General features: G+C 68.6%; 11 protein-coding genes. 8 read left to right on the top strand and 3 right to left on the bottom strand.

All coding sequences use genetic code 11. From position 1 onward, the window contains the following. Positions 1-23: 23 nt before the first annotated feature. From FE263_RS12125 to FE263_RS12115, 3 genes are all read right to left on the bottom strand, one after another. Positions 24-1742 (bottom strand): S10 family peptidase, encoded by a 1719-nt coding sequence (locus FE263_RS12125; protein ID WP_408886186.1) that lies wholly within the window; start codon positions 1740-1742, stop codon positions 24-26. Continuing rightward, complete coding sequence (locus FE263_RS12120; RefSeq protein ID WP_138326222.1) at positions 1739-2581, bottom strand: MBL fold metallo-hydrolase; 843 nt, start codon at positions 2579-2581, stop codon at positions 1739-1741. Before FE263_RS12120 ends, FE263_RS12125 begins: the two co-directional genes overlap by 4 nt. A 66-nt stretch (positions 2582-2647) precedes the next feature. After that, positions 2648-5518: a phosphoenolpyruvate carboxylase gene (locus tag FE263_RS12115; protein ID WP_138326221.1), complete on the bottom strand. Its 2871-nt coding sequence runs from the start codon at positions 5516-5518 to the stop codon at positions 2648-2650. Between the two features lie 239 nt (positions 5519-5757). Between FE263_RS12115 and FE263_RS12110 the strand changes: the two genes are divergently transcribed. The 8 genes from FE263_RS12110 to FE263_RS12075 all read left to right on the top strand — a co-directional run bounded on the left by FE263_RS12110 (position 5758) and on the right by FE263_RS12075 (position 13406). After that, positions 5758-7083 (top strand): DUF445 domain-containing protein, encoded by a 1326-nt coding sequence (locus FE263_RS12110; RefSeq protein ID WP_138326220.1) that lies wholly within the window; start codon positions 5758-5760, stop codon positions 7081-7083. 126 nt (positions 7084-7209) lie between these two features. Continuing rightward, on the top strand, positions 7210-7677 hold the full coding sequence (locus FE263_RS12105) for an SUF system Fe-S cluster assembly regulator (RefSeq protein ID WP_138326219.1): 468 nt from the start codon (positions 7210-7212) through the stop codon (positions 7675-7677). 8 nt (positions 7678-7685) lie between these two features. Further along, complete coding sequence (gene sufB / locus FE263_RS12100; protein ID WP_138326218.1) at positions 7686-9206, top strand: Fe-S cluster assembly protein SufB; 1521 nt, start codon at positions 7686-7688, stop codon at positions 9204-9206. Beyond that, a complete protein-coding gene (gene sufC / locus FE263_RS12095) occupies positions 9203-9973 on the top strand; it encodes a Fe-S cluster assembly ATPase SufC (protein WP_138326217.1) in 771 nt (256 codons plus the stop codon). The genes sufB and sufC overlap by 4 nt, the downstream gene beginning before the upstream one ends. Further along, a complete protein-coding gene (sufD, locus tag FE263_RS12090; protein WP_138326216.1) occupies positions 9970-11244 on the top strand; it encodes a Fe-S cluster assembly protein SufD in 1275 nt (424 codons plus the stop codon). Before sufC ends, sufD begins: the two co-directional genes overlap by 4 nt. 1 nt (position 11245) lies before the next feature. Next, on the top strand, positions 11246-12493 hold the full coding sequence (locus FE263_RS12085) for a cysteine desulfurase (RefSeq protein ID WP_138326345.1): 1248 nt from the start codon (positions 11246-11248) through the stop codon (positions 12491-12493). 56 nt (positions 12494-12549) lie between these two features. Then, the gene (gene sufU / locus FE263_RS12080; RefSeq protein WP_240759417.1) at positions 12550-12999 is read left to right on the top strand and encodes a Fe-S cluster assembly sulfur transfer protein SufU; all 450 of its coding nucleotides are present in this window, start codon (positions 12550-12552) and stop codon (positions 12997-12999) included. Further along, positions 12999-13406 (top strand): SUF system Fe-S cluster assembly protein, encoded by a 408-nt coding sequence (locus FE263_RS12075; RefSeq protein WP_171034066.1) that lies wholly within the window; start codon positions 12999-13001, stop codon positions 13404-13406. Before sufU ends, FE263_RS12075 begins: the two co-directional genes overlap by 1 nt. Positions 13407-13422: the final 16 nt, after the last annotated feature.

Genomic DNA, 13422 nt, shown 5'->3' with positions numbered 1-13422 from the left:
GACCATTGCAACTTATAGTTGTGTCAAGGCGAGGTGGCGTGCTGGTTGTCGGTGCGCCGGATGAAGTCGGCGACGTTGTCGTGCAGCTGCTTCAGCGCCGCCTGGTTGGCGTAGACCATGTGCCCCGACTCGTATTGCCGGAACTCGATGTTGCCCTGCAGCGAAGCCGGGATCGGCAGGTGCTGCATCTCGTAGACGCCCTCGTAGTACGGCGTGGCGAGGTCGAAATAGCCCGCGTTCAGCTGTATCTTCAGCTTGGGGTTGTATTTCATCGCCGTCGCAAGGTCGGGCATCACGTTGGCAGAGCTCTGCTGCTTGTCGTCGGCGCCGGGCGGCTGGTGCTGCATGTCCCAGGCCTTGCCGATCTCTGCGACGTCCGGCTTGTAGTAGTGGTCCTGGCCGTACTTCAGGGTGCGGCGCACATAGTCGTTGAACACCGACACGTAGGCCGAGCCGATCGATGCGCTCTGCGGGTCGTAGTCGGCCTCCTTGCTGAGCGGATCCATGCTGGGGCCGGAGAAACGGCTGTCGAGCCGGCCGGTGGTGGTACCGGTATCGTCCTGCAGCATCTTCTCGAACTGCCCGCCATCGACGCGCAGATCGGACTTCTTCAGGTAGTCGACCGGCAGGCCGGTATAGGCGTGCAGGCGCTCGGCGATATGCTCGCGCGCCGCCGGATCGAGGGCGGCTCCCTGCGCCAGCGCCTCGAGATAGTCGGTGGTGGCGAAATGCTGGACCTCGGCGAGGAGCGGTTTGAGCTCGGTGCTGGTGCCAGCCGGGAGCTTGTGGTGATACCAGGCGGTCGCGGCGAAAGTGGGCAGCGCCACCACATAGGGCAGGTCGACCCCCGGATTGAAGCCGGGCTGGTCGATGCTGGCATCGAAATTCAGGATCTGCGACAGCAGGATCACCCCGTTGAGGTCGATCTCCTCGTCATTCTCGAGATCGTTCGCCAGCACCGCTGACCGGGTGGTGCCGTAGCTTTCGCCGAACAGGTATTTCGGTGAGTTCCAGCGGCCGTACTTCGACAGGAAGGCGGCGATGAACTTCGAGAAGGCATGCCCATCCTGGTCGATGCCGTAGAACGATTTCTCCTTGTCCGGTCCGGCGATGCGCGAGAACCCGGTGCCCGGGGCGTCGATGAACACAAGGTCGGTGCTGTCCAGCAGGCTCTCGTCGTTGTCGACCAGGCTGTAGGGAGCGGCGTCGGTATGGCTGTCGTTGGCGGTGATCACCCGTCGCGGCCCGAATGCTCCCATGTGCAGCCAGACGCTCGATGAGCCCGGACCACCGTTGTAGAGGAAGGTGATCGGCCGGTTCTCGGCGCGCGCCCCCTTCTTGAAGTAGGCGACATAGAACATCGAGGCCTCGGCATCCTTGCCGGCCTTGCCATCGTCGCCCTTGTCATCGTCATGGTCGGAACCGGTCGCCTGGCCGTGCATCAGGCTGGCGGTGTCGTCCCAGCCCTTCGGATGCACCACCAGGGTGCCGGCGGCGGCCTGGTAGTCGACCCTGGCGCCGCCGATGGTGACGCTGCCGTCGGTCAGGCTCTCGGTCGCCTTCAGGTCGGGTCTGCGGTCGGATCTGTGCCCGTCCCGGTCATGATGCGAACCGGACGCATCAGCCGACTGGGCCGGGTCGGGATCGTTGTCGCGGGCTTGCGCCGGGACGAGGCAGCCGGACGAAACGAAGACGCTGGTGGCGAGCAGCAGGGCAGCAAGCCTGCAGGCGGAGTCTCTCAAGGGGTGTTCTCTCCAGGTTCGGATGCGGCCGGTCGGCGCCATCCATCGCCCGTATGCACTGCCCGACCGTGGCGCTCCAGGCGTATCAGGTGCGAGAGCAGGTTGGCGCGCGCCGCCTGGATCAATTCCGGCTTCAGGTTGACGTAGGCGCGGCCGAGCAGGGCCTCGAGCGGACGCACGTCCGCGTCCAGCGTCCCCTCGATCGACCGCTCGCGGGCAATGCGGTGCTCCAGGAGCCCTGCGACCAGTTCGGACGGCTGCTCGATGGCGGCGCCATGCGCCGAGAGCATCAGCCGGTCGTCGCGATCGCGTACCCGCTGCAGATTCTCGATGAACAGGTCGAGATCCCCGTACGGAGGCGGCGGCACCACCGAGGTCGACCAACCCATGACATGGTCGCCACTGAACAGGATGCCGTCCGGATGCGCGAAGCACAGGTGGTCCATCGCATGGCCGGGCGTGTGGAGCGCGGTCAGGCCGGCGATGCGGTCGCCGTCCTCGAGGCCGATCGCGGCGGCAAAGGCGGCATCGCCGCTGACGCGGTAGCCCACGGTCGGGGCGCCGGTGCGCTTCGACAGGGTGTGCGCGCCTTCGAGATGGTCGCGATGCGTGTGGGTGACCAGGATGTGGGTCAGGCGCCCGCCGGCCTCGTGCAGGATCGCCGCGAGATGGGCCTCGTCCTCGGAGCCGGGATCGATCACGACCGTGCCGGCGTCCCAGTCGACCAGCCAGCTGTTGGTGCCGTGATAGGTCATCGGACCCGGGTTCGGCGCGACGATGCGGCGTATGCCGGGCTGCACGAAGAGCGGCACGCCGCGTGGCGGCACTTCCTCGGTCACTTTCCAGGCGCGCCGTCTGGCGGCTGGCCGTGATTGTATCCTGCCCTCGGCCACATCGCGCTTCAATCAGCCGAACGCCCCGACATCGTGCATGACGGCGATGCTGATCTCCCTCAGCAGCTCGAACAGCCGGCGCATCGGCTGGAAGATCTCGGCATCCTCGCGGGAGTACGCATGGTCCAGCCGCAGACCGCGCGGCTCGCGGAAGTCCAGCGTCACCGACTGGTCGGGCGCCTTGGGGAAGATCTCGGCGAGATGCTTCAGCGCCGACGGGATCTCCAGGCGCAGGATCTGGTCGTCGAGATCCTGCCGGGTGAAGCCGTGCCGCGGCGAGAAATATGGGATGCGGGTCGAGAGCAGCCAGATCCTTTCGATCAGGGCGAGCCGGATGGCATGCAGCAGCAGCTCCTTGAGCTGCATGCGTGGCGCATCCGGCCAGGCAACGCGCAGGGCCAGGTGGTCCGCCTGGATGCGACGGAACATCGACTGGGTGGTGGCCCAGAGGTCGAGCCGCTCCAGCCCGGTCGCCAGCAGCACCAGCGCCTCGCGGCGGTGCGGATCGGCCTCGTGCGCGGCGCGGTCGAGCCAGACGCCGGGATCGAGCGTGAGTACGATGGCGCGCAGCACGTCGCGGTCGGAGTGGGCAAGCGCGTGGCTGGCGAAATCCAGCGCGCGGCGGAAGCGCGCGCTCTTCAGCAGGAACTCCTCGAAGGTCTCCGGATGCCGGGCAGCCGCGAGCCCGAGGCCCTGCAGGGTGTTCGCGCACCAGCCGAGCTGCTGCAGGATGGCGTTGTTGGGGATGGCGCGCAGCTCGCTCGGATGCTTGATGCGGGCGCCGCCGCCGCCGCTGTCGCTCTGCCGCGCCGGCGGACGCGAACCGGTGCGGTCGATCAGGGCCGGTCCGAAGGCGCCGAGCAGCGCCGCGTAGCCGGGATCCTCCACCAGGGCGGTCATGCCGGAGACGATGGTGGCGAAGAAGTCGGCGGAGAAATCCGGCTCGTCGTAGATCGGGTCCTCGTCCAGCGTCACGTGCGCGAAGGCGTGTTCGGCGATGGTGCCGATGGTGGCGTCGGCCAGCGTCTGGGTGCCGAACAGCAGGTATCCGTCGCCACCCTGGAACGCCGCCTCCTCGCGATAGGCGATGCCGGCCTGGGAAAAGGTCGCGCGGGAGCGGGCGGGGGAGAGATAATCCAGGCGGTCCGCCAGCCGGAACGGATGCGCGCCGCGGCCGATGCTCTCGCCGTGGGTGTCGAACAGGATCACCTCGACCTCGGTCATGCCGCGGCGGCGCAGCAGGTCGGCGACCTTGAGGCGCAGCCGCTCGACCAGGTAGGTGGCGGCGAGCTGGCCGACATAGCGGCCGGAATCGGAATAGCCGAACTGCAGCGCCATGCGCCCGGACTTGCGCAGATAGGCGCGCCAGTGCGGCGAGCGCAGCGCCTCCTCGACCACCTGGGCGCCATGCTCCAGCGCCTCCTGGGTCTCGAACAGCGGGCTGATCTCGATGTTGCCCTCGATGCCGAACAGCCGCGCAAGCCACAGCGCCACCAGCAAGGTATAGCCGCTCTCGGTCTCGGCGATCAGGAAGCGGACCCGGCTGGCGCTGTCCACGTGCTTGGCGATCTGCGCCACCGTCATCATCAGCCGCGCGGCCGAGGCCTGCTCGGTCAGCAGGGCGCCGAAATCCACCGGCGTCGGCTGCACGCGGTCCAGGGCCTCGTTAATCGCGGTCAGCAGCGCGCGACGCTGCGCCGGGTTTTCCGGGCTGTCCTCGATGCCGAGCCGCTGGCGCGCGACGTTGTGGATCTGCGTCGAGTTGAGCCTGGTATGGGTGTGCGCCAGCGCCATGCCGTGGCTCTCGAAGCCCGCGTGCGCGACCGCAAGCGGCAGCCGGTCGGCCTCCGGGGCGGCGGCGATGGCGACGCGGAAATCGGCCTCCAGCTGCGCCGGATCGTGGATCGCCTCCTCGCGGCGGTCGATCAGGGCGGCGGCGAAGCGGGCGACCTGGGCCGGGTCGGGGGCCGACGGGCAGGCCTCGATCTGCGCGGTGACCGCCTCGATGGCACGCAGGGTGCGGGCGGTGAGGGTATCCGCGGGGTCCTCGAGGGCGCCCAGCTGGCGCTCCAGCCGCTGCAGCTGCAGCAGCTTCATGCGCAGCCGCAGCCGCAGCGTGTCCCACCAGCCGATATCGGTGCGGCCGTCGGTGTCGTAGCCGACCCAGCTCGCGAGCACGATCGGACACGGGCTCAGCGTGCTCCAGGACTGCGGCCACAGCTTGGCCGCCTCGCGCAGCAGGGCGGCGTTCAGCTTGTCGATGGCGTTGCGGCCGAGCTCGATCGCGGCAGTGGCGAAGACGAATTCGTCCTCGAGGGTGGGTACAGGCGGGCGCTGGCTGTCCAGCCCCGGCAGCTCCACGGCTCCGGCGCTCTCGTTCCGGCTGGCGGCTTGCGCGAGCGAGCGGTAGGCCTCGGGCGCGAGTGCGAATGTCGGATGTGCGGTGAAGACGGCGGCAAAGCGTACGCGCTGCACCGCGGCGCGGAACTGCGCCAGCGGCACCGGGCTGTCGTTGGGATCCGGACGCACCAGGCGTTCGGCGATCAGGCCGAGGCGGCTGTCGACTGCGGCATCGGGATCATCGCTGCCGGCGGCGCCGACATAGGTGCGCAGACGCTTTGCCCGCGACAGGAACGCTTCGTCACGAAGCTGCTGCACCAGCAGTCCGATATCCTCGATGCCGAGCGCGCCCTCGTCGAGACGGCGCGAGACCAGGAGGGCGATTGCCAGCACCGGATTGCCGAACGGGTCGTCCTCCTGTCGCTCGACGACGCCGCGTGCCTGCTCGATCAGGGCAGCCAGGCGGTCGTGGGTCGGGTGGCCCGCGTCATGCCCGCGACTGCCGCCATCGCCGGACGCCGTGGCCGGAGAGAGATCATCCATGGACAGGTCTCGCTCTGCTGGGGTCATGAGGTGGGCTCGTGGGATGCGGCGCGAGGGCGGCTGGCGGAGCAATCCAGCGGCGGCAAGGTTTCATGTTCGGCGCCGCACCGCAACCGAGGCCGGCCACCCGCGGGTCCCGGCAATGCAAGGACGCTGCCGCCGGACGCCCTCCGGCGGCCGTGGCTTCGACAGCGCGGCGCGTGATGCTAAACGCGGCAGCCGATGGGCATGAAGACAGCATGACGACGATCACCTCCAGGCGCGCCGCCGGTCCGGCTGTCGCGGAGTCCGGCCGCCTCGAAGCCGACCGGGACGCCGAGGCGCGCCGGTCGCTGCAGCGCTACCGCCGCTTCGCCACCGGACTGCTGGTCGCCATGGCGGCGCTCACCCTGGCCGGCTATGCGCTGGGTCGCGGCTTCTGGCCCGGACTGCTGCAGGCCACCGCCAAGGCGGGGCTGGTCGGTGGGCTTGCCGACTGGTTCGCGGTGACCGCCCTGTTCCGCCATCCGCTCGGGCTGCCGATCCCGCACACCGCCATCCTGCCGGCGCAGAAGGAGCGGCTCGGCAGGGCGCTGGGCAATTTCATCGCCAACCACGTCTTCACCGAGGCCGATATCGAGCGCGCGCTGGCCCAGCTCGACGTGCCCGGACTGCTGTCCCGGCTGCTGGCCGAGCCGGAGAATGGCGCGCTCGCCGGGCGCGCCGCCGCGTCCGCCCTGCCGCACCTGCTGGACCGGCTGGAAGATGGCCGCGCCGGCGAGCTGCTGGCGCGCGCGATGCCGCGGCTGCTCAGCGGCGACACGCTGGCGCCGGTGATCGCGCGGATGCTGCGCACCCTGGTGGACGGCGACCGCCACCAGGAGGTGCTGAGCTTCCTGCTGGCCGAACTGAAGGAAGTGCTGAAGGCGAAGGAAGCCAGCCTGCGGGTGATGATCGAGGAGCGGGTACGCGAGCAGGGCGGCCGGCTGGTCGGCTGGGCGATCGGCGGCTCGATCGCAACTCGGGTGATGGGTGCCATGAGCGAGGAGCTTGACCGCACCGATCCGGCTAATTCCGACCTGCGCGAGGCCTTCACGGTGTGGGTGCGGCGCGAGATCGACCGCATAGAGAACGATCCCGAGCGCGGGCGCGAGCTCGCGGACGGGTTGCGCGGCGTGTTCGGGCATCAGAGCGTGCGCAGCTGGGGGCAGGACATCTGGCAGCGTGCCCGGCAGATGATCGAGGCCGACCTGGTGCGGCCGGATGGCTGGGTGGCGCGGCTGATCGCCGACGCGCTGCCGCGGCTCGGCGCCATGCTCGATCGCGACGAGGCTGCGCGGGCGCGTACCGAGATGACGGTGCGCCGGGCCGCGCTTCGCCTGCTGCCGGCGCTCCGCGAGCGCATGGCGGGGTTCATCGGCGCCGTGGTGGGCGGCTGGGACGCCCGCCTGATTACCGACAAGCTGGAGCTCAGGGTCGGGCGCGACCTGCAATATGTGCGGGTGAACGGCACGCTGGTGGGCGCGCTGGTCGGCGGCCTGTTCTACCTGGTGCTGCGCGCGCTGTTCGGCGCAGTCGAGTATTAGGGTGTTTCGCGCTGTTTATAGCGCTTCCGGGCCGGTTGCGGCGTTCGAACCCTTGACGCGGGGCAGGTCGACGGTCATTTGCGTATGGGAAACAGGACCGCCCAGGTCCTCAATTTGGCGTGTATGATGCTGCGGCTCTCCAAGCTCACTGATTATGCGGTCGTCGTGCTGGTCCGGCTGGACGGGTGCGGCGGGGTCGTCACCTCACCATCGCTGGCGCTGGATACCGGCATCCCGGAGCCGACCGTGGCCAAGGTGCTGAAGGCGCTGGCGGCCGCCGAATTGGTGGTCTCGCAGCGTGGCGCACGCGGCGGCTACCGGCTTGCGATGCCGCTGGAGCGCATCGCCGTGGCCGCGGTGATCAGTGCAGTGGACGGTCCGATCTCGCTCACCGCCTGCGTCGACGGCGCGGTCGGTGGCTGCGAGGCACAGGGCAAGTGTGCCATCCGTGGCCGCTGGGACCCGGTGAACGAGGCCATACGCGCCGCCCTGACACGCATCACGCTGGCCGACATGCGTCCGCCGGCGTCGAGCGATTCCTTTTCTATCGACCATCAGCCGTCGCGATCCGTCGCGTCGTTCGCTGCCGAGTGAGGTTCTGAATGCCTGCTGTTGCCGAGACGATCTCTGCCGTCGAGACCCTGAACGCCTCCACCTACAAGTGGGGTTTCGAGACCGATATCGAGATGGAATTCGCGCCGAAAGGCCTGAACGAAGACACCATCCGGCTGATCTCCGCACGCAAGGAAGAACCGGAATGGCTGCTGGCCTGGCGGTTGAAGGCGTTCGAGGCCTGGGGCCGGATGGTCGAGCCGCGCTGGGCCAAGGTGGGCTACGCGCCGATCGACTACCAGGATGCCTATTACTACGCGGCGCCGAAGCGCAAGCCGGGGCCGAAGTCGCTCGACGAGGTCGATCCGCAGTTGCTCGCGGTGTACGACAAGCTCGGAATCCCGTTGCGCGAGCAGGCGATCCTGGCCGGGGTGGAAGGCGCCGCACCCGCGGCGGGTGACGAGGATGCGGAGCCGGGCGAGGGCGCGCGGCCGCAGATCGCGGTGGATGCGGTGTTCGACAGCGTCTCGGTGGCGACCACCTTCCGCAAGTCGCTGATGAAGGCGGGAGTGATCTTCTGCCCGATCAGCGAGGCGGTGCGCGAGCATCCCGAACTGGTGCAGCGTTATCTGGGCAGTGTCGTGCCGGCGTCGGACAACTTCTTCGCGGCGCTGAATTCGGCGGTGTTCACCGACGGGTCGTTCGTCTACGTGCCAAAGGGCGTGCGCTGCCCGATGGAGCTGTCGACCTATTTCCGCATCAATGCGCGCAATACCGGACAGTTCGAGCGCACGCTGATCATTGCCGAGGAGGGCGCCTCGGTGTCCTACCTCGAGGGCTGCACGGCGCCGATGCGCGACGAGAACCAGCTGCACGCGGCGGTGGTCGAGCTGGTCGCGATGGACGACGCCAAGATCAAGTACAGCACGGTGCAGAACTGGTATCCGGGCGACGCCAACGGCCTGGGCGGGATCTACAACTTCGTCACCAAGCGCGGCGCCTGTCGCGGCGCGCGGTCGCATATCTCCTGGACGCAGGTCGAGACCGGATCGGCGATCACCTGGAAGTATCCGTCCTGCATCCTGCAGGGCGAGGACAGCGTCGGCGAGTTCTACTCGGTCGCGGTGACCAACAACCACCAGCAGGCCGATACCGGCACCAAGATGATCCATATCGGCAAGGGGACGCGCTCGACCATCGTCGCCAAGACGATCAGCGCCGGGCAGTCCGACAGCACCTATCGCGGGCTGGTGCGGATGATGCCGAAGGCGTCGGGGGCACGGAACTTCACCCAGTGCGACAGCCTGCTGATCGGCGACCGGTGCGGCGCGCATACCGTGCCGTATATCGAGAACCGCAACATGACGGCGCGGGTCGAGCACGAGGCGACCACTTCGAAGATCTCCGAGGACCAGATGTTCTATTGCCGGCAGCGCGGGCTGTCGCAGGAGGATGCGGTCGGGCTGATCGTCAACGGCTTCTGCAAGGACGTGCTGAAGGAGCTGCCGATGGAGTTCGCCGTCGAGGCGCAGAAGCTGCTGCAGATCAGCCTCGAGGGAAGCGTCGGATGAGCACCGTTCTCACCATCAACGCCCTGCACGCCAAGATCGACGACGCCGGCACCGACAAGCCGATCCTCAAGGGCGTGGACCTGGTGGTGCCACCGGGCGAGGTCCACGCGATCATGGGGCCAAACGGCTCGGGCAAGTCCACGCTGTCGTACGTGCTGTCCGGCCGCGCGGATTACGAGGTGACCGGTGGGACCGTTGCATTCGGCGAGCAGGACCTGCTGGCGATGGAGCCGGAGGAGCGTGCCGCGGCGGGACTGTTCCTGGCGTTCCAGGCGCCAATCGAACTGCCGGGCGTGAACAACGCCAACTTCCTGCGCACCGCGGTGAACGCGGTCCGCCGGGCGCGTGGCGAGCCAGAGCTGGATGCGGTGGCGTTCCTCAAGCTGGCGCGGGCCGAGTGCAAGCGGCTCGGCATTCCGGACGCGATGCTCAAGCGTGCGGTGAACGTCGGCTTCTCGGGCGGCGAGAAGAAGCGTAACGAGGTGCTGCAGATGTCGCTGCTGCGGCCGCGCTTCGCCATTCTTGACGAGACCGACAGCGGCCTCGACATCGACGCGCTGCGCATCGTGGCCGAAGGGGTGAATGCACTGCGGGCACCGGACTTCTCGGCGCTGATCATCACCCATCACCAGCGGCTGCTCGACTACATCGTGCCGGACCATGTGCACGTGATGTCGGCGGGCCGGATCATCCGCAGCGGCGGTCCGGAGCTGGCGCGGCAGCTCGAGGCCGAGGGCTACGCCAACCTGATCGCGGAGGCGGCGTGAACGCGATCGACGGCAACAACGCGGCGCAGTTCCTGGCGCTGCATGACCGGCGTGGATCCAGCTCGGCGCTGAGTGAAGCCGGGGCGGCGGCGCTGCGCCATGGCGGGCTGCCGCGTCGGGACGTCGAGGCGTGGAAATACACCGACCTGCGTCCGCTGACGGCACTCGCGGTCTCGGTGGCCGAGGCGCCGTCCGAGGCGGTCCTGGCGACGGCGAACGGGTTGCTGCAGGGGCTGCAGCTGGATATGCACGGGCTCGCCGGCGTGGCGCGGCTGGTGTTCGTGAACGGCCACGCGGCGCCCTCGCTTTCGCTGCTGCCGGATGCCGCCTTGCTGTCCGTTCAGGATGCGCCGGCCGAAGGGTCGCTGGCCCCTGGCGCGATGGCGGCCCTGAATGCGACGCTCGGACAGGGCGGCGCGGCACTGCGCGTCCCGGGCGGGGTCGATGCCGGCCGGCTGCTGCTGTTGACGTTGGGCGTCGGCGAGGGCGACGGGGCGGTGACTGCGCATCCGCATCATCGGATCCTGCTGGAGCCGGGCTCGCGGCTGTCGCTGCTGGAGATCGCGGCAGGACACGGCCTCTACGTCAACAACCCGGTGCTCGAGGTCGAATTGCGGAACGGCGCGCACCTTACCCACGTGCGACTGCAGGACGAGGCGGTCGAGGCGCTGCATCTCTCGACCGTGCGGGCCGAAGTCGCCGAGGGCGGCTCCTACGATAGTTTCAGCCTGGCGCTGGGGGCGCGGCTGGCGCGTCACGAGGTGCATGCGACGATGAGCGGGCGCGGCGCCGAGGTGCAGGTCAACGGTGCGCAGCTGCTGGATGGCCAGCAGCATGCCGACCTGACCAGCGTGATCGTGCACAAGGCGCCTGCGTGCAATTCCCGTCAGACGGTGAAGAACGTGCTGTCCGGTCGTTCCCGCGCGGTATTCCAGGGCAAGATCGTGGTCGAGCGCATCGCGCAGAAGACCGACGGCTACCAGATGAACCAGGCCCTCCTGCTGTCGAACGAGGCCGAGATCGACACCAAGCCGGAACTCGAGATCTACGCCGATGACGTGAAATGCAGCCACGGCGCCACCGCCGGTGCGCTTGACGACGACCAACTGTTCTATCTGCGCAGCCGCGGCGTGCCGGTGGTGGAGGCGCGGGCGATCCTGGTGCGGGCGTTCCTGGCCGACGCGCTCGGCCTGATCGACGACGAGGTCACGCGTGGCGTGCTGGAACGGGCGGTGGATGCAAGCTGGGACAGGAGATCGTCCGATGAATGAGATGAGCGCGGTCACGCTGGCCCGGCCCGGCCTGACCGGTTTCGAGGCGCTGCGGGACGACTTCCCGATCCTGTCGCAGACGGTGCACGGCAAGCCCCTGGTGTTCCTGGACAGCGCGGCGTCGGCGATGAAGCCGGCGCAGGTGATCGATGCGATGTCGGACACCATGCGCACCCAGTACGCCAACGTGCATCGTGGGCTGCACTGGATGAGCGAGCGCACCACCGATGCCTACGAGGGCGTGCGCGACAAGGTCGCGCGGCTGCTCAATGCGCCGTCCCGCGACGAGATCATCTTCACGCAGAACAGCACCGGCGCGATCAACCTGCTGGCGCATTCGTTCGGCGCCACGCTGGCGCGTGGCCAGGCGGTGGTGATCTCCGAGATGGAGCACCACTCAAACATCGTGCCCTGGCAGATGCTGCGCGACCGCGCCGGCATCGAGTTGCGGGTGGCGCGGGTGACGGATGCGGGCGAACTCGACCTCGATCACCTGGCCGAGCTGCTGGCGGATGGCAGGGCCGGGCTGGTCGCGGTCACCCACATGTCGAACGTGCTGGGCACGGTGACGCCGGCAGCCGGGATCGCGCGTCTCGCACATGCGCATGGGGCGAAGCTGATGCTGGACGGCTCGCAGGCGGTGGTGCATCGGGCGGTCGACGTGCAGGCGCTGGATGCGGATTTCTACGTCTTCACCGGCCACAAGCTATACGGGCCGAGCGGCATCGGCGTGCTCTGGGGCCGGACCTCGCTCCTGGAAACGATGCCGCCTTTCCTGGGCGGCGGCGACATGATCAGCACCGTCAGTTTCGAGGAGAGCCGCTGGGCCGAGCTGCCGCACCGCTTCGAGGCCGGCACGCCGGCGATCATCGAGGCGATCGGTCTGGGCGCGGCGATCGACTACGTGCAGGCGATCGGCTTCGACGCGTTGCAGGCGCACGAGGCTGACCTGACGGCGCATGCGCTTGCTCGGCTGCAGGCGATCGAAGGGCTGCAGGTGCTGGGACATGCAGCCGACCGTGGCGGCGTCATCTCGTTCACGCTGGAAAATGCGCACGCGCATGACATCGCCACGCTGCTGGACCGCAACGGCATTGCGGTGCGGGCCGGCAATCACTGCGCCGAGCCGCTGATGCGCCGCCTTGGGGTGAACAGCACAGCGCGGGCGAGCTTCGGGCTGTACACGACGAAGCGCGAGATCGACCTGCTGGCGGAGACGCTGGAGCAGGTTCGGGTCTTCTTCGCCTGAGCCCGACCCAGGCGTTGACCGCGATGCAAGGCCCTCAGGCCACGACCGCCGATCCGATGAGCGATCTCTACCAGCAGCTTATCGTCGAGCGCGCCCGCGCCCCGCATCGTGCCGGCGTGCTGGAGCCGGCGGATGGCGGCGCGGAGGGCGACAATCCGTTCTGCGGCGATCGCGTGCAGGTGACGGTCAGGTTGGGCGCGGACGGCGGCGTGGCCGAGTCGCGGCACCGCACCCGGGGCTGCGCCATCTGCACGGCGTCGGCCGACCTCATGGCGGAAAGTGTCGAGGGTCTGCAGCGTCCGGCAATTGCCTCGCTGTACGAGCGCTTCGGTGCAATGCTGCAGAGCGGCGAGAGCGGCACGACGGACAGCCTCGGTTTGCTGGCGGCGTTCCGGAGCCTACATGAATACCGGTCGCGCATACGCTGCGCGACCCTACCCTGGACGGCCTTGCTGGATGCTATGTCCGAGGCGGCGGGGCCCGGGTCGGGGCGAAAGGACACATGATGCAGAACGAGACGGCGACTGCGTCGGGCGAGGGCTTCTCGCTGGATGCGCCGGAAGCGGGACGCGCACAGGGAAGCTGGACGCCCGATGGCGAGGCCCTGTCGGCGCCGGACGAGGACCAAGTGATCGCGGCGATCGCGACGGTCTATGACCCGGAAATCCCGGTCAACATCTACGAACTTGGCCTGATCTACGCCATCGACCTGCATGACGACGGCAAGATCAAGGTGGAGATGACGCTGACCGCGCCGGGCTGTCCGAGCGCGCAGGAACTTCCGGTGGCGGTGCGGGACGCCATCATGGGCCTGCCCGGGGTGTCAGGCTGCGAGGTCGAGACCGTCTGGGATCCGCCGTGGGATCCGAGCCGGATGAGCGAGGATGCCCGCCTCGCCTTGAACATGTTCTGAGCAGTGGGATCCGTGC

This window comes from Lichenicoccus roseus (assembly GCF_005844085.1).
Classification (GTDB): Bacteria; Pseudomonadota; Alphaproteobacteria; order Acetobacterales; family Acetobacteraceae; genus Lichenicoccus; species Lichenicoccus roseus.
This window is presented reverse-complemented; position numbering and strand designations above follow the sequence as displayed.

Bases quoted from the DNA above. Each gene is read 5' to 3' on its own strand.
- FE263_RS12115 (WP_138326221.1), bottom strand. From the start codon at position 5,518: ATGGATGATCTCTCTCCGGCCACGGCGTCCGGCGATGGCGGCAGTCGC.
- FE263_RS12075 (WP_171034066.1), top strand. From the start codon at position 12,999: ATGCAGAACGAGACGGCGACTGCGTCGGGCGAGGGCTTCTCGCTGGAT.
- FE263_RS12110 (WP_138326220.1), top strand. From the start codon at position 5,758: ATGACGACGATCACCTCCAGGCGCGCCGCCGGTCCGGCTGTCGCGGAG.
- FE263_RS12105 (WP_138326219.1), top strand. From the start codon at position 7,210: ATGCTGCGGCTCTCCAAGCTCACTGATTATGCGGTCGTCGTGCTGGTC.
- FE263_RS12085 (WP_138326345.1), top strand. From the start codon at position 11,246: ATGAGCGCGGTCACGCTGGCCCGGCCCGGCCTGACCGGTTTCGAGGCG.
- sufC (WP_138326217.1), top strand. From the start codon at position 9,203: ATGAGCACCGTTCTCACCATCAACGCCCTGCACGCCAAGATCGACGAC.
- sufU (WP_240759417.1), top strand. From the start codon at position 12,550: ATGAGCGATCTCTACCAGCAGCTTATCGTCGAGCGCGCCCGCGCCCCG.
- sufB (WP_138326218.1), top strand. From the start codon at position 7,686: ATGCCTGCTGTTGCCGAGACGATCTCTGCCGTCGAGACCCTGAACGCC.